Below are 24,336 nucleotides of genomic sequence, written 5' to 3' on the forward strand. Positions count from 1 at the left end.
ATATGAAAACAACCCAAGAACAATGATGAGGTTTGATTGATGTCTGCATTAATTTTGGATGGGAAAGCACTGGCTAAGAGTCGTGAGCAACAACTACAAGCCGCTGTTAAAAAGTTTCAGGATGGGGGTGGTTTACAACCTATTTTGGCAACTATTTTAGTGGGTGATGACCCTTCTTCTGCAACCTATGTGCAGATGAAAATTAATGCATGCGCTCGGGTGGGTATGGGCTCTCGTTTTATCAGTTTGCCAGCAGCCACTACCACACAAGAGTTACTATCCAAGATTGACCAGCTGAATAAAGATCCAGACGTCTGCGGGATTTTGCTACAACATCCAGTACCGGAGCAGATTGATGAACGTGCCTGTTTTGACTCTATAGCAATAGCGAAAGATGTCGATGGTGTGACTACTCAAGGGTTTGGTCAGATGTCTATGGGGGAGCAGGCATTTGGTTCAGCAACACCTGCAGGTATTATGACTCTACTCAAGCACTATGACATCCAGCTCTCAGGTAAGCATGCCGTAGTGCTAGGGCGTAGCCCTATTTTGGGTAAGCCGATGGCTGCTATGTTGCTTAATGCCAATGCGACAGTAACGGTTTGCCACTCGCGTACAACGAACCTTGCTGAGCTGGTAGCTCAAGCGGATATCATTGTGGGTGCAGTAGGTAAGCCTGAACTTATTAAAGCTGCATGGATTAAGGACGGCGCCGTTGTGGTCGACGCCGGTTATCATGCTGGAGGTATCGGAGACATCGAGAAAGCCGGTCTAGAAAACAGAGTTGCAGCATTAACACCCGTACCAGGTGGAGTGGGGCCAATGACTATTAATGCTTTGATTAGTCAAACGTTAGAGTCAGCAGAAAATCTAGAAACACGCTAATGGCGCAACTCATCACACTTTATAGTTAATAACAGTTGGGTGGGTAGCGGTGCGCTGAAAATAGCAATACATTGCGCCTAGTTAGATATCATTACCTGAGGGTCAGGAGTGAGCCTAATGAGGCGTAAATGTATGGCTTAAGATAAGGATAGTTCATCGTTAGCGGTAACGAAGCTTTGCCACAACATTGTGGCTACTGGGCCCAAGGTTTGTTCTTGTCGGCGAATCAGGCGAATCTCACCATTAATAGTGTGTTCCATATCTTCAGGTTGTAATGCAACTAGAGTTCCTTGGATGAGTTCATTTTGGACCATGTGCTCTGGAATAAAGCCCCATCCTAGCCCTCCTAGTAGCATTTGTTTTAGCGTGTGTGCATCTTGAGTTTTCCACTGTCTCAGCCCTTTCATCATCATCAGGTTTTCTGAATCAAAGTTTAGGCCGCTCTCCTCAACGGTTAGATGGCATTGAGGTTTGAGCTGGTCGGCACATGTTACTTCTCCGGGTTGAAACAGTTCGGGTGAGGCAACAAGCAACACTTTGAAGTGGCTGATAGCCACGGTATCTAAATCCCCTAAGCTATATAGTGTTGGCCACCAAGGGCCGACTGCAAGGTCTGCTTGGCCATTTTGTAATAGCTCTAATGCTCCGAAGCGTGATTTGCAAAGGACATGTAGTTCGGTCTCAGGGTACTGACGTTGGCACTGTTTTAATGCTTTAAGAATAAGTGCATGTGGAGAAGTTAGATCATAGGCAAAACGTACTAAAGGTTCATTACCTTCCCCTAAGTGCCTCCCCATAGAGTTGAGTTGGTCGGCATTTAACAGCAGTTCCTGCGCCTTACGATAAAACGGTTTCCCCTCAGGGGTAAGATTTAGTCTGTAACTTTGGCGGTTAAATATCTTGAAGCCATATTCAGCCTCTAGATTTTTGATCGCCATTGATAATGCCGGCTGAGTTTTATGTAGGCTTTCCGCTGCTAGTTTAAGTGAGCCACACTCGACAATATGGCAAAGAGTACGTAGTTGATCTAGCGTCATATAAATTTTATTTAACAAGTTGGCAATAATTAGTGAATATTATTTAAGCAGATTTAGACATATTCTTCACCCGTTAATTATGCCGGGAAAAAATAGCGGGCTAACTTAATGATCTTAAGCGTGGCTTTGTCTGCGCTTTTCTGTCCGGTCTTTAGTCACCGGTCACACCCTATCTGATCTATCGTAAGCCATAAAGAGGTTTAATATGCCTGTTCTACCCCAGACTCCTTTGAATAAAAGGCTGCTTTCAGCCGTTGTATTACTGCTAATTGGTCTTGCGGGTTGCAGCGAGCAGACGGCTGACCAGCCGAGCGTTAAAGTGGTTCGTCCTGCCAAAATTTTTCAGGTGCTAGACCCTGCTAGTGAGACTTTTCGTAACTATCCAGCCGAAGTAGAAGCAAACGCTGATTCTAAGCTGGCATTCAGGGTGAGCGGCCAGCTTATTGAATTTCTGGTAAAACCGGGAAATGAAGTGAAAGAGGGGCAGTTGCTAGCACGGTTGGATCCTAAGGACTTTAAACTTAGCCTAGATGATCGCCGAGCTCGCTATGCACTGGCTAAATCTCAGTTTAAACGAGCTCAGAAGCTGCTGAAACGCAAATTATTAGCCCAATCTGATTACGATAAGGCGAAAGCGGAGTTGAATGTAGCGTTGTCGTCTCTCAACGTAGAGAAAGCAAACCTAGAGTACACATACTTGCGAGCACCTTTTACCGGCAGTATTGCTAAAGTAATGGTAGAACAACATGAGAATATTCAGGCCAAGCAGACCGTTTTGATACTCCAAACTCGGGATCAGGTCGATATCTCAATTCAAATGCCTGAAAGTATCGTCTCGCGCATTAAAAAAGATACTAAATATCAACCAACGGTGATTTTTGATTCTCATCCGGGTAAAGAATTTCTGGTCACTGTGAAAGAGTGGGATACTCAGGCCGACCCATCCACGCTAACCTACAAGGTTGTCTTTTCTTTATCCTCACCCAAAGCGTTCACTGTACTTCCGGGAATGTCAGCCAATATTAGAATTGATCTCGCTCAAGTGACTGACGTCAGCAGCAATAACTTTATACTGCCTGTGAGTGCTGTATTTGCTGCAGAAGATGCTCCACTTTCTACTAGTGTCCGTTATATCTGGAAAGTGAGTCCAGAAACTATGAAAGTCAGTAGAGCAGAGGTAACCGTAGGAGATATACGGGATCAGGGTATTGAAATATTAAGTGGTATTGAGCCAGGAGATCAGCTGGTTTCCGTTGGTGTGCATTTTCTTTCTGAAGGTATGCAGGTTCGCCCCTGGAACAGGGAAGAGGGGTTATAAATGAAACTAACTGAATATTCGATCACAAACCCCGTTACTAGCTGGATGTTTGCTCTGATCTTACTGCTCGGTGGTATTGTTTCTTACAATGGTTTGGGGCGGTTAGAGGACCCAGAGTTTACTCTTAAAATGGCGATGGTAATGACTAACTACCCTGGTGCTTCGCCGGCGCAGGTAGAAGAGGAGGTCACTTACCCTATTGAGAATGCTCTGCAACAACTGCCTTACGTAGATTTTGTTACCTCTGTATCGTCTACAGGCTTGTCGCAAATCATTGTTGAAATGAAGGGGACCTACCGTAAAGATGACCTGAAACAGATTTGGGATGAACTCAGGCGTAAGGTGAATGACCTTAGCCCAAATTTACCTCCTGGCGTGTTGACCCCCAATGTTATGGATGACTTTGGCGATGTCTATGGTGTCTTGTTAGCCATTAACGGTGAAGGGTATTCTTACGAGGAGCTTAAGGACTATTCCGACTATTTGCGACGTGAATTAGTGCTGATTCAAGGTGTCGGAAAAGTAACAATGGCGGGCGAGCAACAGGAACAAATAGTGGTTGAGGTTGCCCGAAATAAGCTATCGTCTTTGGGCATTTCTCCCGATCGAATTTATCAGCTTTTGCAGACTCAAAACCAAGTGTCTAATTCTGGTAGCATCAAGATAGGAAGCGAGTACATTCGCTTGCATCCAACGGGTGAGTTTCAAAGCGTTGAAGAGTTGGAAGGTTTATTAATTTCTAACTCCGGAGCTTCTGAGCTGATTTATCTGGGTGATGTCGCTAAGGTTAGCCGAACCTATGCTGAAGTACCGCAAAACATTACTAACTACAATAACCAGCAAGCTTTATTACTGGGAATCTCTTTTGCTAGTGGGGTTAATGTTGTCGAGATAGGTGAGAAAATCGAAAAACGTATGGCTGAACTAGAATATGTTCGTCCTATCGGTATGGAAGTCTCTCATGTCTATAACCAGCCAGCTGAAGTAGATAACTCTATGCAAGGTTTCATGCTGAGTCTAACGGAAGCTGTAGCAATTGTGATTGCAGTACTGCTGGTCTTTATGGGCCTGAAAAGTGGCATCTTGATCGGCCTGATTCTGATGCTCACTGTGTTTGGTAGCTTTATATTTATGAAGCTCTTTGCTATTGATCTGCAACGAATTTCATTGGGCGCACTCATTATCGCCTTAGGTATGCTGGTGGATAACGCTATTGTTATCACTGAAGGTATTTTGATAGGCATTAAAAAAGGCCAAACAAAGCTACAGGCCGCCTTAGATATTACACGCCAAACTAACCTTCCATTGCTAGGTGCAACGGTGATAGCCATTACGGCTTTTGCTCCTATCGGTCTCTCTTCTGATGCGACAGGGGAGTTTGCCGGCAGCTTATTTTGGGTGCTATTGATATCCCTGCTGTTGAGTTGGGTTACGGCTATCACGCTAACGCCCTTTTTTGCCGATTTAATGTTTAAAGAAAACGCAGGCAATAATATAAATGAAGACAAGGATGAGCAGCTTTATAAAGGCGCGATATTCACCGCTTATAAGGTTCTATTGAATTTTTGTATGCGCTTTCGTATCTCCACTTTATTGTTAATGGTGGCGCTTTTTGTTGCAGCAGTTGTGGGTTTTGGGCAAGTTAAGCAGTCGTTCTTCCCTCCGTCTAATACGCCGATGTTTTATCTGGACTATTGGCGCTTTCAAGGATCAGATATCCGTGAAACGCAGAAAGATATCGAGGAAATACAAGCTTATCTTTTAACGCAGGAATCTGTAGAGCAAGTCACGACTACGGCCGGGCGTGGCGCTCCACGGTTTATGCTGACTTATGGCCAGGAAAAATCTTATGCAGCCTTTGGGCAGGTGATAATTAGAGTAGATAATCGAGAGGCGCTGCGGCCTATGATGGCCAACCTCCGTGATTATATGGCTAATAACTATCCTCAAGCCGAATTTAAGGTTAAGCGGATGGAGATAGGGCCGTCAACGGACGCAAAGATCGAGGCCCGTTTTACAGGTCCCGATCCGGATCAGTTACGTAAGTTAGCAGGTCAAGCTATAGAGATATTACAAGCTGACGCTGGTGCCCATAATATTCGCCACGACTGGCGACAGCGAACCAAGGTCATTCGTCCGCAGTTTAACGAAGCGATGGGACGTAGGGTCGGTATCAGCAAACAGGACCTTGATCAATTACTACTCTCTAGTTTTTCTGGTCAGCAAGTAGGATTGTATCGTGAAGGCACTCAGTTGCTGCCAATTATTGCTAGGGCTCCGCAGTCGGAGCGTCTAACCATTGATAGCTTACCCGAACTTCAAGTCTACAGTCAGGCTGCTAACGCTTACGTGCCTATCGCTCAAGTGACCAACGGCTTTGAAACTGACTGGGAGGATTCATTGATTGTACGTCGTGATCGTAAGCGTACACTCACAGTGATGGCCGACCACGATGTATTGGGCGATGAAACGGCCGCCACATTGTTTAGCCGAGTTCGACCGGGAATAGAGGCCATTGATTTACCGCCGGGCTATAAAATGGAATGGGGTGGTGAGTATGAGTCCGCTGGTGATGCGCAAGCGGCACTATTTGGTGGCTTGCCATTAGGTTATCTAGGAATGTTTGTCATCACAGTGCTTCTATTTAACTCGATTCGAGCTCCGTTGGTGATCTGGGCTACCGTACCGTTGGCTCTCATTGGTGTTTCTGTTGGCCTGTTGGTTATGGGAGCTCCATTCAGTTTTATGGCGTTGTTAGGCTTACTTAGCTTGTCGGGAATGTTGCTAAAAAATGGGATAGTGCTGGTTGATCAAATCAACCTTGAACTTTCACAAGGTAAAGATCCTTACCTCGCCGTTTTCCACTCGGCGGTTAGTCGAGTAAGACCCGTAGCTATGGCTGCAATCACAACGATTCTTGGTATGATTCCACTGCTATTTGATGTCTTTTTTGAATCTATGGCGGTTACCATTATGTTTGGTTTAGGCTTTGCTACGGTGCTGACATTGATCGTTGTCCCCGTGCTATTTACCTTGCTTTACCGGATTCCCTATCAACCGCATGTTAAATAGCAAAAGTTGTTTATTATAAGGCCCTACGAGCTTATAAAAGGTCCATAAGGGCCTTTTATAAGCATGAGTTATCATCCTCTATTGTGATAGTTTTGTTGATGTAAGCTGTCAGCATTTAGTCAATGCTTTACCTACTTGATATATCAATCATGCGTTAGAAAGTCATATAGCAATTGATTAAACAGCTGTGGGTTCTCTAAATGTGCATTGTGTGAACACAGTGGCATAACCGCCAAACTAGAATTTTGTATCTCTTGCCACAGGGCGTAAGGTTGCTGCCAGATATAGCTGCGGTCTATGTCCCCCCATATCACCAATGTGTGGGATTGGATCTGATCCAGCCGTCCGACAGCGCTCCAACCAGCCATCGCATTCAATCCATTGATATAGGTTTGCAATGACACGCCTTTGGCCAACTCCATTCCGGGTTCAAAATTAGCGTCTTTTGCCCCTTGTTTAAACCAGCTTGCTACCGTGTAGTGCTTGGCCTCTCCGGTGCCATCCTTTTCTACCTTTTCCATGCTGACTTTTAGAGGCTCGAAGCGACCGGGCAATTCACCCATCGGCCCGGTTCCATAAAGCACAAGACGATTGACTCTTTCTGGCGCTTGAAGGGCTATCTCCTGAGCAATCATGCCGCCCATAGAGTGGCCTACTAGGTGAAAGTTTTTCACGCCTAATCTATCTAGTTTTTCGAGTATCGTATTCGCAAAGCTAGCGACTTTGTCGTGCCCAGTTTGTTGTGTTTCTCCGCCATAACCGGGCAGGTCCATGGCGATAACTTCAAAGCGTGTACTTAAGCTTTCAATCTGTTTATCCCAGTAAGAAAGCCCGCTTAAGAACCCATGAACTAAGACCAACACGGGTCCCTTCCCGACTCTAATGCATCCCATAATCTCTCTCCTAATCCATGATGCTCGGTAACCACAGTGCTATGTCGGGGATCATGACCATCAAGCCCAATAAAATGATCAGGGAACCAATGAAAGGTAGGCAGCCAATAATGACGTCTATGATGGTGATTTCCTTTCGGGCTAGGGCTTGTATGACATACAAGTTGAGCCCTACGGGGGGGGTGAGCACCGCCAACTCCATGGTGATGGTATATATCACGCCAAACCAGATCAGATCGAAGCCAGATGCGGCTACGAGCGGGTACATGGTTGGTAGGGTAATGAAGGTCATGGAGACCGGTTCAAGGAACATGCCGAGAATGACGTAAAACACGATGATTATTGCCAGCACTAAGTAGGGCGATAGCTCCATTGCACTGAAAATTTCAGTGAACTGCTGTGGCACGCGATAGTAGGTCATCACAAAACCGAACAGCACACCGGCCGATAGCAGTAGACCGAGGTATCCCATGGTTTGCATGGTGGCGCGTATCGCCCCAAGAAAGCCATCCCAACGTAATCCACCGACAGTAAAGGCCATAATCATGGTGGCGACACAGGAGATCCCTGCCGCTTCAGTGGGCGTTGCTATACCAGTATAGATCGATACCGTGATAATCAGACCGATAAAAATAACCGGCAAAACGGCGCTCAACGCTAATCCCCAAGGGATCGGGTTGGTGTTATCACGCTCTGGTACATCTTGCGGGCGTAACCAGCCCCAGATAGCGACGATAATGATAAAGAACGAGACTAAAATGATGCCCGGAATAACGCCGGCAATAAATAGATCGCCAATTGATTGGTCTGTCACGATACCGTAAAACAGCAGAATCAGGCTCGGTGGGATCAATACGCTGAGCGTACCACCGGCAGCTAACACACCACTGGATAAACGTTTGCCATAACCCAGTTTCAACATCTCAGGAAGGGCTACCCCTCCAATGGTAAGTGATCCCACCATGCTGGAGCCGCAGACCGCGCCAAAACCTGCACAGGCACCGATACTCCCGTAGGCGGCAGAGCCTCTGACAGGAACCTTACTGTGCATAAACCAGTAGAGATTGGGGCCAATCGACGATCGCCCGATGAGCTCGCCTAAGAGCACAAAGAGTGGCACAGCCAGCAGTATGTAATCGACCCATACCCCCCAGAGTTTTAGCTCGGCGGTGATGAGTGATGTCGACAGCGACTGAATACTGAGAAGAAACGGTACCGACGCCGCCGCCAGTGCGAATGGGATTGGAAGACCAATCGAGATGAATAGAATGAGCAGACCAAGTAAACCTAGACCGACAGTGTACCATTCCATTAGGGAGCCTCCTGTACAGCATCTACCCGGCGCGATGGATGTTCGTAGTTAAGTAGACGAACAATCGCTAGCAGGGTAAAAATTAACAATGAAATAGCAACGGGAATCCAGAAATAGAATCGCGGCCAGAGCAAAATCTCTGAAGCGGCCCCCGAATGAAAGGCGCGATAAGCAGCTTCGCACGCGGAGACACTGAAAAACATCCCTGTCAGTGTCATGATTAGTAAGTTGATTCTATCGATGATTCCTTGAACCTTTACAGGCAGTAAATCCCGCAGCAATGTGACCTTTGGATAGGCGTCGTTGCTAAGCGCATACGCCAACCCAAAGAATGCAACAGGCACCAGCATTAATGCTGTTGCCTCGGTCACCATGCCGTCAGGGCTATCAAGTACATAGCGCATGAATACGCCATAACTGATCCAAACTGCCTGAATGAGGACGATTACACCACCGCAATACAGCAGTACCAGTGCTAGTCGTTCTAGTAGTCGAGCCAATGCCTGTCGCATATTGACACCCTCTTATTGCAAAAAATAACTTAGTTAGCGTGCTTAGCAAATAAAGCTCTAACCTTGTTAGCAAGAGGTTTTCCACAGGCTGCATCAACTTCACTATTCCATGAAGATTGCGCCTTTTCGATCATGGCATGACGGTCTTCTTGAGAGACCGTGACAGCGGCACCGCCACCTTTCATTACCGCGTTACCCACACGCTGATCGACCCAGTCTTCATAACGAGGTTTTAACCAGGTTTCTGCTTCTTTTGCCGCTTCTAGCAATGCGGTTTGGTTGCTTTCGCTGAGTGAGTCGAACTTGTTTTTATTCATCATGTACATGATGTTGCCGTAGAATAGGTTGGCATTGACCATGTAAGGCATAACACTCCACAGTTTCCATGAACTGTAGGTTGCGACGCCCATATTGATGCCATCGACGACACCACGTTCCGCTGACTGGAAGACTTCTTTTGGTGCAACAAAAACGGGTTTTCCGCCCCATGATTCAATCATGCTACTAACCAGTGGGCCGATAGATCGAACCAGCTTTCCGTCCAAATTACTCAAGTCCTGAATAGGTTCTTCGAACCACCATTCCTGGTCGTAGGAATAGTTAGAATTGATCAAAGGAACCAAGCCTACTTTTGCGGACTCGCTACGCATTAACTCAGCGTATTCAGCATCCAGATCGATTTGGTTTTCAAGGCTGACGGCTGCAGGGTATAAGGATGTAACGCGATAACACGCTAGACGCTTATCTGCCGGAATCCAGCTAACATCCGAGACACCGCCCTGTACGGCATCAACACCCTCACTCCAGCCATGCAACGTAGACGACGGGAAAATCTGTATGTCTAAATCGCCATTGGATTTTTGGCTGGCTAACTCAGCAAACTTTTTAAATCCGTCATAACGAATATCTGACTCGTTCACGTAGGTGGATACACGAATCGTTTCTTTTGCCTGAACAACGCTTGCCGTCATACCGAGTACTACGGCGCTGGCTAAAACTGTTCGTAAGAATGTAGTTTTCATCATTTGAATCACCATTATTTTTATTGTCGTCATAGTCATATGAGTTGGGTTTATGTTCTTACTCATGTTTTTAGTATTTCCATTTTTTTTAATTTTTGGCTAATGCTTATTCAGACTGACCCCATGCTGAAAATGGCAAGCCCGCATGTTTACACGTCTTGCAACGCAGTTATTCAGCGGAAGACGTATTTTATGTTGTATGACGAAAGAGGCTTTGGAAGCAGAAAAATGGCTCTTGAAGGTATTCTTCTTGCACTATTTGACCCTGCTAGTGCATGCTGAAAAGCAGTTTGTTCTAGAATGTTTGTGGCCACTGCTATTTTGCAGCATTGTTGTTAGCGAATATCTTTAGGGCCGACTTATACTGTTGATAATAATAACTAAAAGATCTTATTTGAAAGGAAGGGTTGGTGGATATAAAGCTACTCGAAGACTTTGTATGCCTTGCAAATTTACAAAATTTCACAGCTGCCGCTTTAGAGCGGCATGTTACGCAGTCTGCTTTGAGTCGGCGTATCAAGGCGCTGGAAGAGTGGCTGGGTACAACACTTGTTAATCGTGATAGTCCCTCGTTTGATCTTACTCCGCAGGGTGTGGCATTTGTTGCGGAGGCTGAAGTTATTTTGAGGCGTTTATATAATGCGCGTGAAGCTGTGCGAGCATTGGGTTCTAGCGGTGAAAGTGAGATTAGAGTGGCGGCACAAAGCTCTATCGCTCAAACGTTGTTTCTTGACTGGACCAAACGATTTGAGAAACGTTTAGACTCTGTGTATGTCCGTTTGATTTCAGAAAAGCTTACCGACTGCATCGACCTGCTCAATCAGGGCCATGTTGATTACATGCTCTGCTATGCGAATGAGAACGTAAGCTTGCCCATCGATGAGAACAAGTTCTCTTACACGACGATCGGTAAAGATACATTGATTCCGGTGACAACACCGCTCAATGGAGATGACATCCAAGAACCCGCTTTTACTTTGCCGGGCAGCCCTGAAAACCCTACCCCTTTTGTTGCTTACACCCATGACTCACTGTTTGGTAAAACAGTCGATAAGCTGATACAGGATAAGGGCAGGCATTGTTATTTATCTCGACGCTACGAAAATGCATTTTCCCATGTGCTTAAGTCAATGATTATTGAACGGTTAGGCTTTGCATGGCTTCCCAAGTCCTCAATTCTTTCAGAGCTCAAAGACGGTAAGCTCTGCAGTGCTGGGGATAAAAGCTGGGATATTGAGTATGACATTCGTCTGTATTATCACCACTCGGCCAGCTCTGCCCGCGAACAGGTTATTATGGAAACCTCTCTTGAAATGGCAGCAGAGCTTATAAAGTAATAGTGAGAGTTCAGGCCTTCATGTTTTTCAGATAATCCCAGATGAGCTCAACTTCTTTTAGCCTTGGGTCTTTCTTGCGATAAAGCATGATTTTTAGTTCGGGAGCAGGGAGGTGTTCGTAAATCCGTACCAGTAGGCCTCGTTTCAATTCTTGCTTAATGGCACTGGCGGGCAACCACGCCATACCGTTACCTGCTAATGCCAGTGCTTTAAGCCCCTCAACCAATGCATTTTCACATTGAATCTGAAATTTAATGGTATTTTTTCTACGTGAAAAATAGTCTCGTTGTAATAATCTTCCGAAAAATGATTCATCAGGATAATTCAGAAGCTTTAGAGGCTCATGCAAATGGGGAGCATGTAAGGGTGTTCCGTTTTCGTCAATGGCAGATACCGGAATTAACTCATCAGTTCCAACCTGTAGGCTCAGTACATCATCCCGCTCTAGTTGGGGGAATATCTCAGGAGAGTGATAACTCAGCAAGAAATCACCCTGATCGGACAGCAGCGTATCAAGACAATCATGGAGGTTATAGGCATTGATCCTCATGCAGGTATCATTAATCAATGGCTGTAGTGATTTAACCCAATAGGGTATGAAAGAGACGGTCAGTGAGTGTTGGGCTACGAAGACAATCCGTTTTGTGCTGGTAAGTCGCTCCCGCATCTGTGCGCGAGTATTGTAGAACTGCTCTACCCATTGCTGGGCTTGTTCAACAAACTCTACTCCCATAGGGGTGAGAGCAGTAGGGTATTGCTGCCGGTCGACCAGCTCAACACCCAGCCAGTTTTCTAAGGCTCTGATACGGCGCCCGAAAGCGGGTTGTGTTACAAACCGGGCTTCAGCACCTTTTGAGAAGCTGCTGTATTCTGCCAAAGCAAGGTAGTCTTCCAACCATTTTAGCTCCATTTCTTACTCCTGCTTTATCTCTACTCATGCTTATGTTTGGCCCCGGATGTGCCCCAGAAGCAACGCTATATCTAGAGTATGCCAAAAAGTACCAAGCTGTACAGAAAACAGCATTGGTCAGTTGTTGTTGAGAAATCCTATGATAAATCACCGTTCAATAGCGTCACTTGAACAAAGCCTATGAGCTGCACAAGTATAATAACAGGAGCATTACGATGCATTTATCTCGCTTTCCCCGCTTACAATTTGCACATTTGGCAACACCACTTGAGCCCATGAAAAACCTTAGCAAGCTTCTTGGAGGGCCTAATCTTTGGATTAAACGGGATGATTGCACGGGTTTGGCTGGTGGCGGCAACAAGACTCGCAAGCTAGAGTTCCTGATGGGCGATGCCATTGCTCAGGGTGCTGATACCATTATTACTCAAGGCGCAACACAGTCTAACCATGCTCGCCAGACGGCAGCAATCGCGACTAAAATGGGTATGGAATGCCATGTACTATTGGAAGACCGTACTGGCAGTAAAGACGTTGACTATAACTACAATGGTAACGTGCTACTGGACCAGTTATTTGGTGCATCTTTAAGCAAGTTCCCTGCTGATACTGACATGAATCAAGCGATGGAAGAAGTTGCCGAAAAACTACGTGCACAAGGCAAGACTCCTTATATTATTCCAGGTGGTGGATCTAACCCTATTGGTGCTTTGGGTTATGTGAATGCGGCTTTAGAGCTTCTCACACAGGCGAATGATATGGGCCTTAAGATCGATAGAGTCGTTCATGCCACAGGTAGCGCGGGTACACAGGCTGGCTTGGTCACAGGTTTAGTGGCCTCTAATAGCCTGATCCCTGTTTTAGGGATTGGTGTTCGTGCTCCACGTGAACTGCAAGAGGGTAATGTATTTCGCCTCGCAGAAAAAACTGCTGAGCATCTGGGCATCCCAGGAGTGGTTAAGCGCGAAGATGTTGTGGCTAACTGTGATTATGTGGGTGAGGGCTACGGAATACCAACAGAAAGCGGTATCGAAGCGATCGAACTTTTTGCCCGCCAAGAATCTATTATGCTAGACCCAGTTTATTCTGCCAAAGGTGCAGCAGGCTTTATCGATCTGATCCGTAAAGGCCATTTTGATAAAGATGACAATATCGTTTTCTTACATACAGGCGGTGCTCAGGCTCTGTTTGGCTATCGCCAAGCCTTGGACTTTGAAGACTACTGCTAAATCTAGTAATTAGCGATTAGATTGCCTCCAGCCATATTTCAGCGGGCTCCCATTGGCTTTTGTCGATGGGAACCGCTCTTTTTGAAGTTATTGCTATGTCATATTCTGCTTGATCAGCTGGTGCATCATATCGATATGAGCTTGGCTGTCATTTAGGCAGGGGATGTAATCGTAAGACTCGCCTCCGGCATTAATAAAATAGTCTCTATTCTCAACCTCGATCTCTTCAATTGTTTCTAGGCAATCTGAGGAAAAACCAGGGCAGATAATAGCGACTCGCTTCACGCCTTGCTCAGCAAACGATTTTAAAGTGACATCTGTATAGGGTTGCAGCCATGCAGCCTTACCGAAGCGTGATTGAAAACTGCTAATAACAAGTTCATTGTCTAACCCCAATGCCTCAACGACTAGGCGAGTGGTTTGTATACAAAAACAATAATAAGGATCACCTTGTTCTAGATAGCGTTGTGGTGTGCCATGGTATGAGAATATCAAGCGTTCGGGCATGCCGAACTGCTCGATATAGTTTGTTATCGACAGGCTAATAGCGTTTACATATTCAGGCGTTTGGTGATAACCGTTAATAAAGCGGATAGAGGGGACCCAGCGATAGCTTTGCAGTTCTTTGGCAATGGCGTCAAAAGTAGAACCTGTAGTCGCCGCACAGTATTGTGGGTACAGCGGTAGGACTGTGATATCACGGACATTTTGTTCAGTAAGTGACTTGAGTGCACTTTTAATAGATGGGTTCCCATAGCGCATACTAATCACCACTGGTAACTGCCCTTCACCATAGTGAGTATCTAGCTGTTGCTGGAGTGCCGTTCCTTGGCGTTTAGTGATGGCTAATAAGGGAGATCCTTCGTCTGTCCAAACGGATGCATATAATTTAGCTGAGCTTTTGGAGCGAAAGGGTAAGATAAATAGGTGCAAAATTATTAGCCATAGCAAGCGAGGAATCTCAACCACTCGATGGTCACTTAAAAATTCTTTTAGGTAGCGCCGCAATGCTCTGGGTTCAGGTGCATCGGGTGTGCCGAGATTAACCAGTAATATTCCTTTTTTAGGCTTAGGGCTTTTATGCTCATACTCTGTCTGACCTTGAAAGCTCATGTAATTCTCTTCGCGAAGTTGGATAGTGACGATAAAACATGAATAACTTCATGTTATCCATTTGTGTTAGCTTTTCAGATACTGCGTAAACAAAGCTTGCACGTTGACCGAGGCATTTAATCTTGTTGCCATCAAATATAAACCGGCCATTTTTCGATGCAAAAAAAGCACATCCGGTGGCGGTGTATGCCAGGCATCAGGATCACTACTGACACTTAAACCGCGTGCTTGAATCCGCTTGGCCAGGTCTGATTGTCCAAATGCATAGTCGTTGTTATAACGCAGTGGCTCTGCTGCCATCATAAAGATATCTAATACCACTTCCCGGTTAGCTGCTTTCATACCGTTCTGGAAAAAACCTAAATTCTGTAACGCAGCATCTAACGCTTGTCTATCTTGAGTAACGGCTGCACTCATCGCATCTTGGTACTTATTGACGAAGTCTGGATTAAAAGCTCTAACGGCTCCAAAATCTAATAATACCAGTTTATGAGTGTCGGTCTGGTAGAGGTAGTTCGCCAGATTTGGGTCGGTTTGCACGCATTTAAAGTCAAATAATTCTGCAAAAAATAGGCTAAATATCAACGACATAATATCCGTTCGTTTTTCAGCGGACATTGAGCGCAGAGTATCCAGTGAATCACCTGTCACATAGTCCATCGTTAATATTTCAGGGGTAGACAGGTCTGCATGAAAAGCCGGTAGAACTAAATCTGTATTGCGCTCAAAGGTTTGTAGATGCTGTCGATAAGCATCTAGATGAGCACCTTCCATCAGGTAATCGGCTTCTTGTTTTAATTGTTGGCGAGCTTCATCGAGTAACGGCTGTAGATCTAGTGATTTAGGAATAAGCCCCGTCATACGTAACAAGCTATAAACGTTATCAATATCGCTGTCGATGCTTTGACGTACACCTGGGTATTGCACCTTGATGGCCAAGTGGCGGCCTTGCGTACAGGTGGCTTCATGGACTTGACCTATAGAGGCGGCGGCAAGAGGTTTAAATGAAAAGCGACTAAAGCGCTCATTCCAATCTTCACCCCAATGTCGTTCCAGTACCATTACCAGTTGCGACATGGGCATAGTCACCGCATCTGAGCGTAACCGTTCCAGTATTGATGAAAGCTCATCAGGCAATAAATTACCTGAATCCATAGACAGCAGTTGACCCATTTTCATGGCTGCACCGCGCATGCTTGATAGCTTGTCGGCTACCTGATGAAGGTTGCTCGGTGTTAGTAACAGGTCAGACATGACGGGCCTTTTGCCTTGAGCTAAATGCTTGCTACCTTCTAACACGACATTACTGGCAATACGTCCGGCTAATGAGCCCATGCGTGCTAAACGCGACATTCTCGATTGGGGTACCGGTGCACTTTTCCGGTCTCGCGGCTCACTCATAAGTTGCTACAGCGGGTAAATTTTTCTCTATCATATTAATCACTACCGCATCATTCGGTTTGATATGGCTCTTAAAGCTGGCAAGTATTTTTCCATCAGAGCTGATCAAATATTTATGAAAGTTCCAGCCCGGATATTCTCCAGATATTTTTGCTAGTTGCTTAAAAAAAGGAGATAGGTTTTTACTTCCCTTTTTTACGTGTACTTTTTCGAACATGGGAAAATTGACACCATAGGTTAGCTGGCAAAAATCTTTTATCTGCTTTTCTGTGCCAGGTTCTTGGCCTGCAAAGTCATTAGAGGGAAACCCTAGCACCACAAACCCCTGCTCTTTGTAGCGCGTATAGAGCGATTCCAGACCATCGTATTGGGGTGTAAAGGCGCATTTGCTAGCGGTATTTACGACCATAATTAATGTGTTGGCATAGGTCTCACACAAATTTACCTGTTGCTCATTACCGAGTAATGAAAAGCTATAGTTAAGGGCGTGCATGGATGCATCTGAGCAACTGCTTCTTTTGAGGTTGGTCTCACTGTTAGCCGTGCTGTAGGGGGGTAGGGTTAACATGACAAGCAAGAGCACTGCTGCTAAAGGCAGAGAATATTTCATGTAACCTCCGATCATGTTTGTAGAGCTTGGAATAGTTATACGCAGGTTATTGCAAATCAGATTAAAAAAGTTGTTTTTTACATACGTTCTTTAAGAAGAGAGCTTTATTCTGTGCCCAAGAGGTATTTATATATTGAAGCTTAAAAGGAATAGGGTTGTTGCCTCTACTTAGATGTCTAGTAAACGCCGGGTACTGCGAGGTGTTTCATGATAATGCTTTTTATAAGAGCGAGAGAAACTAGAGGCGTCTGAAAAACCCAGTTCGGCTGCCAATATTGTTAACGTTATCTTGCTGTTAGTCAGCAGAAAATGTGCACGTTGCATTCGTCTGTTCATCAGGTACTGCTGTGGTGTCATACCAAACTGACTCTGACAGAGACAGTAAAAGTGACTCTCGCTTACATAAAGCGCATTCGCCAACTCTAAATTACTCGGAGGGTTAGAAAGCCGTTGGTCAATAAAGTCGTTGAGTCGTGCTGTGTTGAGTCGGTTGTGAGTTATGGGTTGAGCTAAATTAGGGGAGTACATTTGGCATAGCTGAGTCATGAACAGGGAGACTAGCTGACAGTTTAATTGTGGGTTTATTTGATCTTTTCCGCTTAGTAGTTGTTTTGCGGCAAAGTCTAGCAATGGCAATATCTCAGGGTTTAATGAGACAAACTCAGGCTGCTGAAACAAGGTGTCTTTGAACGAAATATTACAGGCTTGTTCTAGTGCTTGGATGTATGGATCAGACGGCGCCAAGTCGATTACCAGTAATTCACAATCATCATTTAAACCGCTGAACAGGTGAGCCGTACTCTCGGGAATGATTGCCACAATTCCGTTCGAAAGTTGGCCTGCTTCTTTGTGAAACTCACATTCCATTTGGCCACGCCAACCAAATAGTAATTGAGAATACCCATGACAATGCTCACCGCTTTGACGTGCAATTAAATTGCGGCGTGCCTTGCTAGTTATCACAGCGGGCGGTCCGAAAAAAAAGTTCTTGGGACAATTCAAGAGTTTGGGTCAAAAGCATCATAGTTTGAGTCAATTATATCAATTTGCTAATTGTTATCATTGGTTTAAGACTAACAATAAGAGATTCCCTCATGCAACTTAACGCAACTCAAATTCAAAATGCACTTCCCTGGGATGCACTAATCATCGCGTTGAATGATATTTTCGTTCGCGAAGTTTGCTCGCCGGTTCGTCATCATCATACGATCAATGTACCTCAGGAGCCGGATGCAACTTTACTGCTGATGCCTGCATGGCTAGAAGGGGAATTTCTAGGCGTTAAGCAGGTTAATGTGTTCCCTGGCAATAATGCTCGCAATATCCCAGGTCTTAGTAGTCATTATATGCTGAGTTGCGGAAAAACTGGACAGCCTTTGGCACAGTTGGATGGCAATGAGCTGACTGCACGTAGAACGGCCGCCGCTTCAGCATTGGCTTCGAAACTTCTCTCACGTGAAGATGCGAGTGAGATGCTGATGGTTGGAAGTGGCCGAATGAGCCGCCGATTGATTCCAGCGCATATGAGTGTTCGCCCAATTAAAACCGTTCGGGTGTGGGATCGCAATCAGGATGCAGCGCAAGCGCTGGTTACAGAGCTGCAGGCGGAAGATATCAATGCCGAAGTCTGTGCTAAAGACCAGCTAGAAGAGGCGGTTAGAAAATCTGACATTATTAGTTGCGCCACGATGGCAACTACGCCTTTGATTTTGGGGGACTGGTTAAAGCCGGGAGCGCATCTTGATCTGGTGGGAAGCTTCACACCCACAATGCGAGAAACTGATAATACTGCGATGCAGCGTAGTGCGGTATTTGTGGATACCCGAGCCGGCGCGTTAAGTGAAACCGGCGATCTAATTATCCCTATCCAGGAAGGCGCAATTACTGAAAATAACGTTATTGCTGAGTTTTCAGAACTATGCAGCGGCCAGCATCTTGGTAGACCAGGCTTAGACGATGCTAACAACGCTGTGACGATTTTTAAATCTGTGGGTGATTCAAGGGAAGATCTTGCAGCAGCCATTCTTGCTTACCAGCGACTAGTTTAGGTTTCTCGTGACCTAACTTTGGGCCTTACTTTCGGTAAGGCTCCTTTTTACTCTTTATAATAAAATAATAGAGGCGCATGACGTCTTATGGAGTTTTTATGCAACAAAGTGGTTTTAGCACTGCAACAGATTATTCATCTAAAACTGTCGTGGTTGTTGGAGCCGGAGTTGTTGGTCTGTGTACTGCGCTTGAGGCGCAGCGAAAAGGCTACCAAGTAACACTTATTGATAGAGATGAAGCAGGGATGGGGGCTTCGTTTGGTAATGCCGGATATTTGGCTACTGAGTTGATTGACCCTTTGTCTACACCAAAAACACTCCTTTCTAGTTTCGCTATGTGGCTTAATTCTCACGGGCCTTTGTCTTTACCGCTAGGTTATTTGCACCGCATCCTGCCTTGGCTAGTGCGTTTTATTTGCGCCGCCGCTCCCAAGACTACTAAAAAAAGTCGTTTAGCACTTGAGCAGTTAAACCGGGCTTCGGTGCCGGCTTGGCGGCGCTGCTTGGAAGATATCGGCGCACAAGAACAGTTGGTTCAATCAGGTTATCTGTTGGTTTGGGAGTCAGCAGATAAGCTGGAAGATGCCAAGCAACATGCCGCCTATATGCAAGAGAACGGCATTAAAACGGAGTTAGTGCAGGGAGAGCGCCTCGCGCAACTGGAGCCTGAATTGGCTGAGAACCTTAGCCATGCACTGTTTTTTCCTGAAGCCTGTCGTGTTAAAGAGCCTTACGAGCTCTGTAAAATTCTTTTATCTGCTTTTTTAGCGCGTAAAGGGGCATTTTTACAGCAAGGTGTTACTTTCTTACAGCCTGAAGACAAAGGCGTATTGGTGCAAACTGAGGCGAGCTCATTGAAGTTCGATCACGCTATTATTTGCGCAGGAGCTTGGAGTAAACAGCTGTTGAAGAGTGTTGGTCTAGACGTGCCGCTGGAAGCAGAGAGGGGATACCATCTATCCATTGATGCGGAGCATATTAAGCTTAATCATCCAATAGGGTCTGCAGAACGTCGTTTTGTTATGAGCCCGCTGGATTCAGGCTTACGCGTGGTGGGCATAACCGAGTTAGGTGGCCTGAAGTTAACGCCTTTTAAGCAGCGCTTTGATTCGCTCCAACATCATAGTGGTAAGTTATTACCGCGACTGAATAATTCAACATTAGAGGTCAGTAAGTGGATGGGGCATCGTCCCACATTGCCTGATTCGCTTCCCGTGATTGATAGGCACCCCGAGCACTCTCAGTTACTATTTGCCTTTGGAAATCAACATTTGGGGCTGACACAAGCGGCAATCAGTGCCGAGCTGGTAGTCGGGTTAATGACGGGGGATTTGCCTACCATTAACTATGAGCCATTTCGCGTGGATAGATTCTAGACAAACGCAGAGAATCGCAGTGAAATCATGTAGTAAATATAAGGAAGACTAATGGCAATTGTTTTGCATAACTACAACATTGTACGTGTGATTGATGACGGTAAAATTGTCAATTGTACAGTGATTAAAATGTGTCTTAACTATGCATTAATCAAATACAAAGGGTCTAAGTATAAAGTTCCCTATGGCTTGATTGATAAGGTTATTGGTCATGAGCTTTTACTACACGCAGAGTAGAGGGCTCTTTGCTCAGTTTGTTAGTACGTTCAATCACGCGTGGGTATCTTTAGCGGTCATGATGAGAAGTACTCAACCTGATATCTAGATATACCTGTTGTTAATAATCGACATCTAATTGAAAATGTAAGCGCTTGCAAGAAAGTGTTAACTTATGTTCTCCTGTTTGTTATGGGCTGAGTGTTGTGTTCGATTCTTGAACAAAATAACGGTTCTGCAAACAGTCAAACTACACTCTTAGGGAGCATAAGATGCCAGAATCCTTGTTACACCGGGCGGCCTGTATTGAAGACATGAAAACCTTGACGCGTAGGCGCATTCCCCGGTTTGCTTTTGAGTATCTGGCAGGGGGCTGTAATGCAGAAAATACGCTGAGGCAAAACCGTCAGGCTTTGGATCAGGTGTATCTACAACCCAGTTACTTATCAACATCTGCAGGGGCTGATCTGAGTACAGAGGTTTTTGGTCAGCAGTACGCTGCGCCTTTTGGCGTGGCGCCTCTGGGTTTGAGTGGGCTGATTTGGCCGAAGGCATCGGAGTTCCAAGCGTGCGCCGCGCGTGAGGCAAATATTCCTTATATCCTCAGCACTCTGGCGAGTACTTCGATAGAGCGAGCTGCTGAGTGTTCGGGAGATAATTTTTGGTTTCAGCTTTATCCACCTTCAGACTTAGGAATTCGGTCTGACCTTATGCGTCGTGCTGAAGCCGCTGGGTGTCGTCATCTGGTGGTGACTATCGATGTGCCGGCAGCAGGAAGGCGCCCACGTGATATTCGTAATGGTCTTGCTGTGCCGCCTAAAATTAGTGTGGACAGTATTACCCAGACAATGCTGCGCCCTTCTTGGGCGATGGCAACGGCCTTACAGGGAATGCCGCAATTCGCATCGATGATGCCTTATATGAAAAACATGTCAAACCTGCGTGATATCGCCAATTATATCCGTACAACCCTGAAGGATGTTGTGGATTTTCCGATGTTGCAGCAGATCCGCCATGCTTGGGCGGGAAAGTTGATTGTTAAAGGAGTCTTGAGTGTTGCTGATGCTGAGCTAGCACTGGCAGCAGGTGCTGATGGCCTCATTGTATCTAATCATGGTGGCAGACAACTTGATGCCGCGTACCCTTCTGTTTCAGCGCTGAAAGAAATTGTTGCTGCGGTTGGTGACCGTACGGTGGTGATGGTTGATAGCGGAGTAGAGTCCGGCCCTGATATTGCGCGCTTTTTGGCTCAAGGGGCGCAGATGGTGTTTGCCGGTCGGGCCTTTATGTATGGCGTGGGTGCTTTTGGTGAGCTAGGGGCTGCGCATACTATTGATTTGTTGCGTAATGAGCTGCTCCAGGTAATGGAGCAGCTACGATGTCCGACACCACATCAGTTGCCTCAGTATCTGCTCTGACTTTTGCTACATAGAGTGGGTCATGTCGGTGGTTTCTCGCACTTTCAAGTCTGCCGGTAATTGAACCCGGGTAATGTCACGGTTGCCGGTTTGGATGCAGTTTAATAAGTAGGTTGCGGCAAGTGTGCCCATACGACGCGCCGGTACATCGATGGTCGTCAGGCTAGGGGATAATGCGGCGGTTATCTCAAGGTTATCAAAACCTGTGACAGCAAGTGTTTTAGGCACTGGAATATCCAGTTGTCGCAAAGCAGATAGTGCGCCCAATGCGAGTATATCGTTACCGCAGATTACCGCGCTGAAAGGGTGGCCGGCGACGATGAGCTCTGTGAGTGCAAGGCTGGACTGCTCCGCACTATAGCGGCATTCGCGAACTAGTTCAGGTTTAAGTTCTAGGCCTTTTTCTTGGAGGTATTGCCTAACACCTTCGATGCGCTCTCTGGCTCGATCATTGTCGATCTGGATACCAGATATGACGGCAATATCTTTGTGCCCCATATTAACAAGGTGCTCAGCAATCTTGCGCCCAGCGGCGGCATTATCAAAGCCGATACAACTATGTATGGACTGGCTGTTGTAGGTCCACAGGTTGACCACAGGAACTTGGTGGCGATCGAGCATTTCGTATACTTCGGGATGGTGTTCTTCACCAATCAGTACCATGCCGTCAATACCCCGGGTGATAAGGCTTCGCACCTCTCGGAGTTCTTCATCAAGGGAGTAATTGCTGCTAGCTAAAAGTAACGTAAAGTTAGCTTCTGATAAGCCCCGTTGCAGGTAGTGTATACCGTTAGCAAAGATGCCATTGTCGATGGTAGGTATGACTGCGCCTATCGTGTGAGAGCGGCGCGAGGCGAGTGCTCGTGCTGCACCATGGGGTGCATATCCGAGGCGGTTTATAACCTCATTGACCTTATCACGTAATTTTTCTTTTACTTGCGCGGGTTGGTTTATACAGCGAGAAACCGTTGCCGTTGAAACCCCGGCAGCCGTTGCAACGTCTTGTAATGTTGGTTTTGAATTACGCATATATCTCCCTTTTCACAGTCTGCATGATAACAACAATTCATACAAACCCAGATAGTTATTTGCAATCAGGGTTGACAGTGCAATCATTTAAAGTTTAATTTGTAAGCGCTTACAAATATTGTCTTCGGAGTATTCCAATGTTTACAGAAAGACTAATAAAACATGCTTATCGAATTGCCATTGTGTTGTTTTTGGTTTTTTTCACCAACGTGCTGGTGGGGAAAATATCAATGTGGTTGTTCGGTCTTCAGCTGCCTCTGGGGTTCAGTGGAGTGGTTGAATTCTTGGTTCTGTGTGTTGCATGTATCTTTTTTGTGATCGGAATACTTCGAAGTGAAAGCCTGAACCAAAAATAATTAGATCAATCAGGAGCAACCCATGAGCAAAGCAAATCAACCTGTCTGCCCGGAACGTCGTCGCTTTATGGCGCTGACCAGTAAATTTGGTTTTACCGCAGTGACTCTGGCTGCCGCATCAGGGCTTATGATGTCAGACCAGGCCGTTGCAGCGATATCCAAAGAGGAAAAAGAACGCGAGGCGAAAGCAAAATATAAGATGGTGATTGCCACCGCTTATGTTTTGGGCTCATCGCGTAGCTATCCGATTATGCAGCTGGATTTTAAAGAAAATATCCAGAATCTAACGAACCGCGAGGTTTATGTGAAACTCGCACCGGGTGGCCAATTAGGTGCAGGTGGTGCACTGGCTCAAAAAGTACAGCAGGGTACTATTCAGGCAGCTCAGCATTCTCTTTCAAATTTTGCAGCATTTGCTCCGGTGGTTGATTTGATCAACATTCCTTATTGGTGTGGTGAAAACCAAAAATTCACCAACCTTGTGAGTTCTGATGCTTGGCATCGTGAGGTAAACCCGAAAGTAGAAGAGAGAGGTTTCTTGCCGTTATGGTATGTCAACATTGATCCTCGTGTTGTGGCTGTACGACATGGTATTGATGGGCCTATTAAGACACCTGATCAAATGTCCGGTATTAAGTTTCGGGTACCAGGCTCGAAGATCTTGCAGCAGTTCTATCGCTTATTAGGTGCTAACCCAACACCGGTGGCTTGGGGTGAAACGCCTTCTGCCATTAAGCAAGGTGTTGCCGATGCACTCGACCCTTCTGTTGAAGCGCTGAATGTCTTTGGTTTTCGTGATGTTATTTCGCATGTTTCCTTTATTCGTTCGGTTCCTGATGCCCAAGTATATTCCTGCAACCTAGCTTGGTTTAAATCGTTACCTGCCAAAATTCAAGACGGCATTATGTTCGCCGCTGAAGTCACGGCGCAGCAAAACTTGGCGAAAGTGCCTGCCGCACGAGGGTTTGCAATGGCTGAATTAGCAACTGCCGGAGTTAAGTTCTACTCACCAACAACGGGTGAATTGCAACAATGGAAAGATGCGGCTGGACACCAGTTACCTGTGTGGGATGACACTAAAATTGAACTGGCTGGGTCTCTGGATATCTTTGACAGCTTGCATGATGCGGCCAATACCCAAGGGCGTCATTTCGTACACGATATTTAAGTTGATCTGCTAGAGCGATGGCACTGAGCATCCATGCCCTGTGCCTAGTTTTCTGTAGCTGTAGTAACGCTACTGTT

21 protein-coding genes are annotated in these 24,336 nt (G+C 45.9%); 10 read left to right on the forward strand and 11 right to left on the reverse strand.

The window, feature by feature from the left end:
- Positions 1–39: 39 nt before the first annotated feature.
- Positions 40–885, forward strand: coding sequence for a bifunctional methylenetetrahydrofolate dehydrogenase/methenyltetrahydrofolate cyclohydrolase FolD (gene folD / locus G511_RS0103335; RefSeq protein WP_028468370.1), 846 nt, complete (start codon positions 40–42; stop codon positions 883–885).
- Positions 886–1,022: 137 nt separating this feature from the next.
- Here the strand turns inward: folD and G511_RS0103340 are convergent, their stop codons facing one another.
- A complete protein-coding gene (locus G511_RS0103340; protein ID WP_028468371.1) occupies positions 1,023–1,922 on the reverse strand; it encodes a LysR family transcriptional regulator in 900 nt (299 codons plus the stop codon).
- A 205-nt stretch (positions 1,923–2,127) separates the two neighbouring features.
- On the opposite strand from G511_RS0103340, the gene G511_RS0103345 reads away from it, so the two are divergent.
- Together G511_RS0103345 and G511_RS0103350 are read left to right on the forward strand one after the other, a co-directional pair.
- A complete protein-coding gene (locus G511_RS0103345) occupies positions 2,128–3,240 on the forward strand; it encodes an efflux RND transporter periplasmic adaptor subunit (protein WP_036551067.1) in 1,113 nt (370 codons plus the stop codon).
- The gene (locus G511_RS0103350; RefSeq protein WP_028468373.1) at positions 3,241–6,312 is read left to right on the forward strand and encodes an efflux RND transporter permease subunit; all 3,072 of its coding nucleotides are present in this window, start codon (positions 3,241–3,243) and stop codon (positions 6,310–6,312) included.
- A 143-nt stretch (positions 6,313–6,455) separates the two neighbouring features.
- Here G511_RS0103350 and G511_RS0103355 read toward each other — a convergent pair whose 3' ends face one another.
- The 4 genes from G511_RS0103355 to dctP are packed head-to-tail and all read right to left on the reverse strand — an operon-like array spanning position 6,456 to position 10,117.
- Complete coding sequence (locus tag G511_RS0103355; protein WP_028468374.1) at positions 6,456–7,205, reverse strand: alpha/beta fold hydrolase; 750 nt, start codon at positions 7,203–7,205, stop codon at positions 6,456–6,458.
- A gap of 10 nt (positions 7,206–7,215) precedes the next feature.
- On the reverse strand, positions 7,216–8,517 hold the full coding sequence (locus tag G511_RS0103360; RefSeq protein WP_028468375.1) for a TRAP transporter large permease: 1,302 nt from the start codon (positions 8,515–8,517) through the stop codon (positions 7,216–7,218).
- Positions 8,517–9,029: a TRAP transporter small permease gene (locus G511_RS0103365; RefSeq protein WP_028468376.1), complete on the reverse strand. Its 513-nt coding sequence runs from the start codon at positions 9,027–9,029 to the stop codon at positions 8,517–8,519. Before G511_RS0103365 ends, G511_RS0103360 begins: the two co-directional genes overlap by 1 nt.
- Before the next feature lie 29 nt (positions 9,030–9,058).
- A complete protein-coding gene (gene dctP, locus G511_RS0103370) occupies positions 9,059–10,117 on the reverse strand; it encodes a TRAP transporter substrate-binding protein DctP (protein ID WP_245573805.1) in 1,059 nt (352 codons plus the stop codon).
- Positions 10,118–10,461: 344 nt separating this feature from the next.
- On the opposite strand from dctP, the gene G511_RS0103380 reads away from it, so the two are divergent.
- Positions 10,462–11,388, forward strand: a complete 927-nt coding sequence (locus tag G511_RS0103380) for a LysR family transcriptional regulator (protein WP_028468379.1) — start codon at positions 10,462–10,464, stop codon at positions 11,386–11,388.
- Positions 11,389–11,398: 10 nt separating this feature from the next.
- Here G511_RS0103380 and G511_RS0103385 read toward each other — a convergent pair whose 3' ends face one another.
- Positions 11,399–12,298 carry a LysR substrate-binding domain-containing protein gene (locus G511_RS0103385; protein ID WP_028468380.1) on the reverse strand — a complete coding sequence of 300 codons (900 nt, stop codon included), beginning with the start codon at positions 12,296–12,298 and terminating at the stop codon, positions 11,399–11,401.
- A gap of 215 nt (positions 12,299–12,513) precedes the next feature.
- Here G511_RS0103385 and cuyA point away from each other — a divergent pair, with 215 nt between their 5' ends.
- A complete protein-coding gene (cuyA, locus tag G511_RS0103395; RefSeq protein WP_028468381.1) occupies positions 12,514–13,524 on the forward strand; it encodes a D-cysteate sulfo-lyase in 1,011 nt (336 codons plus the stop codon).
- A gap of 93 nt (positions 13,525–13,617) precedes the next feature.
- Here the strand turns inward: cuyA and hemH are convergent, their stop codons facing one another.
- The 4 genes from hemH to G511_RS0103415 all read right to left on the reverse strand — a co-directional run bounded on the left by hemH (position 13,618) and on the right by G511_RS0103415 (position 17,611).
- Positions 13,618–14,637, reverse strand: coding sequence for a ferrochelatase (gene hemH / locus G511_RS0103400; protein ID WP_028468382.1), 1,020 nt, complete (start codon positions 14,635–14,637; stop codon positions 13,618–13,620).
- Positions 14,638–14,703: 66 nt separating this feature from the next.
- Positions 14,704–16,038, reverse strand: a complete 1,335-nt coding sequence (locus G511_RS0103405) for an ABC1 kinase family protein (protein WP_028468383.1) — start codon at positions 16,036–16,038, stop codon at positions 14,704–14,706.
- Positions 16,031–16,648, reverse strand: a complete 618-nt coding sequence (locus G511_RS21665) for a glutathione peroxidase (RefSeq protein WP_211224856.1) — start codon at positions 16,646–16,648, stop codon at positions 16,031–16,033. The genes G511_RS0103405 and G511_RS21665 overlap by 8 nt, the downstream gene beginning before the upstream one ends.
- Positions 16,649–16,816: 168 nt before the next feature.
- Positions 16,817–17,611 (reverse strand): AraC family transcriptional regulator, encoded by a 795-nt coding sequence (locus tag G511_RS0103415; RefSeq protein WP_028468384.1) that lies wholly within the window; start codon positions 17,609–17,611, stop codon positions 16,817–16,819.
- 131 nt (positions 17,612–17,742) lie between these two features.
- Between G511_RS0103415 and lhpI the strand changes: the two genes are divergently transcribed.
- From lhpI to G511_RS0103435, 4 genes are all read left to right on the forward strand, one after another.
- Positions 17,743–18,696 carry a bifunctional Delta(1)-pyrroline-2-carboxylate/Delta(1)-piperideine-2-carboxylate reductase gene (gene lhpI, locus G511_RS0103420; protein ID WP_028468385.1) on the forward strand — a complete coding sequence of 318 codons (954 nt, stop codon included), beginning with the start codon at positions 17,743–17,745 and terminating at the stop codon, positions 18,694–18,696.
- Positions 18,697–18,794: 98 nt separating this feature from the next.
- On the forward strand, positions 18,795–20,072 hold the full coding sequence (locus tag G511_RS0103425) for an NAD(P)/FAD-dependent oxidoreductase (protein WP_028468386.1): 1,278 nt from the start codon (positions 18,795–18,797) through the stop codon (positions 20,070–20,072).
- A gap of 51 nt (positions 20,073–20,123) precedes the next feature.
- Complete coding sequence (locus tag G511_RS0103430) at positions 20,124–20,309, forward strand: hypothetical protein (RefSeq protein WP_028468387.1); 186 nt, start codon at positions 20,124–20,126, stop codon at positions 20,307–20,309.
- A 251-nt stretch (positions 20,310–20,560) separates the two neighbouring features.
- Positions 20,561–21,706 (forward strand): alpha-hydroxy acid oxidase, encoded by a 1,146-nt coding sequence (locus G511_RS0103435; protein WP_028468388.1) that lies wholly within the window; start codon positions 20,561–20,563, stop codon positions 21,704–21,706.
- Between the two features lie 6 nt (positions 21,707–21,712).
- On the opposite strand, the gene G511_RS21670 is transcribed toward G511_RS0103435, so the two are convergent.
- Positions 21,713–22,735 carry a LacI family DNA-binding transcriptional regulator gene (locus G511_RS21670; RefSeq protein ID WP_036551071.1) on the reverse strand — a complete coding sequence of 341 codons (1,023 nt, stop codon included), beginning with the start codon at positions 22,733–22,735 and terminating at the stop codon, positions 21,713–21,715.
- A 378-nt stretch (positions 22,736–23,113) separates the two neighbouring features.
- Here G511_RS21670 and G511_RS0103450 point away from each other — a divergent pair, with 378 nt between their 5' ends.
- Positions 23,114–24,259 (forward strand): TRAP transporter substrate-binding protein, encoded by a 1,146-nt coding sequence (locus G511_RS0103450; protein WP_028468390.1) that lies wholly within the window; start codon positions 23,114–23,116, stop codon positions 24,257–24,259.
- Positions 24,260–24,336: the final 77 nt, after the last annotated feature.

The sequence above is a fragment of the Neptunomonas japonica DSM 18939 genome (assembly GCF_000422765.1).
Lineage (GTDB): Bacteria > Pseudomonadota > Gammaproteobacteria > Pseudomonadales > Balneatricaceae > Neptunomonas > Neptunomonas japonica.

What these genes read in the sequence shown, in the direction of transcription:
- G511_RS21670 (WP_036551071.1), bottom strand. Translation starts at nt 22,735, where the DNA reads ATGCGTAATTCAAAACCAACATTACAAGACGTTGCAACGGCTGCCGGG.
- cuyA (WP_028468381.1), top strand. Translation starts at nt 12,514, where the DNA reads ATGCATTTATCTCGCTTTCCCCGCTTACAATTTGCACATTTGGCAACA.
- G511_RS0103340 (WP_028468371.1), bottom strand. Translation starts at nt 1,922, where the DNA reads ATGACGCTAGATCAACTACGTACTCTTTGCCATATTGTCGAGTGTGGC.
- G511_RS0103430 (WP_028468387.1), top strand. Translation starts at nt 20,124, where the DNA reads ATGGCAATTGTTTTGCATAACTACAACATTGTACGTGTGATTGATGAC.
- hemH (WP_028468382.1), bottom strand. Translation starts at nt 14,637, where the DNA reads ATGAGCTTTCAAGGTCAGACAGAGTATGAGCATAAAAGCCCTAAGCCT.
- G511_RS0103405 (WP_028468383.1), bottom strand. Translation starts at nt 16,038, where the DNA reads ATGAGTGAGCCGCGAGACCGGAAAAGTGCACCGGTACCCCAATCGAGA.
- G511_RS0103425 (WP_028468386.1), top strand. Translation starts at nt 18,795, where the DNA reads ATGCAACAAAGTGGTTTTAGCACTGCAACAGATTATTCATCTAAAACT.
- G511_RS0103345 (WP_036551067.1), top strand. Translation starts at nt 2,128, where the DNA reads ATGCCTGTTCTACCCCAGACTCCTTTGAATAAAAGGCTGCTTTCAGCC.
- G511_RS21665 (WP_211224856.1), bottom strand. Translation starts at nt 16,648, where the DNA reads ATGAAATATTCTCTGCCTTTAGCAGCAGTGCTCTTGCTTGTCATGTTA.
- dctP (WP_245573805.1), bottom strand. Translation starts at nt 10,117, where the DNA reads ATGAGTAAGAACATAAACCCAACTCATATGACTATGACGACAATAAAA.
- G511_RS0103360 (WP_028468375.1), bottom strand. Translation starts at nt 8,517, where the DNA reads ATGGAATGGTACACTGTCGGTCTAGGTTTACTTGGTCTGCTCATTCTA.
- lhpI (WP_028468385.1), top strand. Translation starts at nt 17,743, where the DNA reads ATGCAACTTAACGCAACTCAAATTCAAAATGCACTTCCCTGGGATGCA.
- G511_RS0103385 (WP_028468380.1), bottom strand. Translation starts at nt 12,298, where the DNA reads ATGGAGCTAAAATGGTTGGAAGACTACCTTGCTTTGGCAGAATACAGC.
- G511_RS0103450 (WP_028468390.1), top strand. Translation starts at nt 23,114, where the DNA reads ATGAGCAAAGCAAATCAACCTGTCTGCCCGGAACGTCGTCGCTTTATG.
- folD (WP_028468370.1), top strand. Translation starts at nt 40, where the DNA reads ATGTCTGCATTAATTTTGGATGGGAAAGCACTGGCTAAGAGTCGTGAG.
- G511_RS0103355 (WP_028468374.1), bottom strand. Translation starts at nt 7,205, where the DNA reads ATGGGATGCATTAGAGTCGGGAAGGGACCCGTGTTGGTCTTAGTTCAT.
- G511_RS0103350 (WP_028468373.1), top strand. Translation starts at nt 3,241, where the DNA reads ATGAAACTAACTGAATATTCGATCACAAACCCCGTTACTAGCTGGATG.
- G511_RS0103435 (WP_028468388.1), top strand. Translation starts at nt 20,561, where the DNA reads ATGCCAGAATCCTTGTTACACCGGGCGGCCTGTATTGAAGACATGAAA.
- G511_RS0103365 (WP_028468376.1), bottom strand. Translation starts at nt 9,029, where the DNA reads ATGCGACAGGCATTGGCTCGACTACTAGAACGACTAGCACTGGTACTG.